This is a genomic window from Thermococcus sp. PK (assembly GCF_000430485.1).
In the GTDB taxonomy this organism is placed as follows: Archaea; Methanobacteriota_B; Thermococci; order Thermococcales; family Thermococcaceae; genus Thermococcus_A; species Thermococcus_A bergensis.
The window spans coordinates 1-583 of sequence record NZ_KE387151.1; the positions used below are offsets into that span (position 1 = coordinate 1).

Annotated in this window: 1 protein-coding gene; it reads right to left on the bottom strand. The window is 43.2% G+C overall.

Features of this window, described 5'->3' with window-relative positions:
- Positions 1 to 280: 280 nt before the first annotated feature.
- Complete coding sequence (locus tag THEPK_RS13265; RefSeq protein WP_156882203.1) at positions 281 to 448, bottom strand: hypothetical protein; 168 nt, start codon at positions 446 to 448, stop codon at positions 281 to 283.
- Between the last annotated feature and the right edge of the window lie 135 nt (positions 449 to 583).

Here is a 583-nt window from a genome sequence, read left to right on the forward strand (position 1 = left end):
TCTCAGAAGTTGTGATCTTCACAGCAACCGGATACAGTAAACCCGGCAGGATTCTCGTTATTGCCTGAACTTCTATCCTGCCTTTTTTATTTGTGATAATGGTTGAGTCTGCTTGAGTGCTGGCGTAGGGTAATTTCTGGAGTTTTTCAGGAGGTGGTTTGTCAGTTCTTCGAGGTTCAGCTTTTTCTCCCAGTTGTGGAGGGTTGAGTAGTGAATGTTTGCTCCGAAGAATTTTCTGCCGTAGTGCTGGGCGTCTCTGAGGGGTAGGTTGTAGTATTGTTTAAAAGAGGAGTATTGCCAGTATTGTTTTTACTGGAAATTTTTTGGATTTTGGCAGGTTCTTCAGCTTTCCTTCTGATTCGAAGTCTGCTAAAACGTCAAGAATTGCGAATGCCACGCTTTCAGGGTCTTTGAGTCTGTGATCCCATCTGGGGATCACGACAACCACCTGAAAGAATTCAGCAAAACCCTAATAAAGGTTACTATAAACACGCCCTGGTTGATTGGTGGTTGTATTGAGTTTTCAGAGGGAAATCCTGATCATAAAATCCGAAATCTACCCGATAATCAGCAAACACTACCC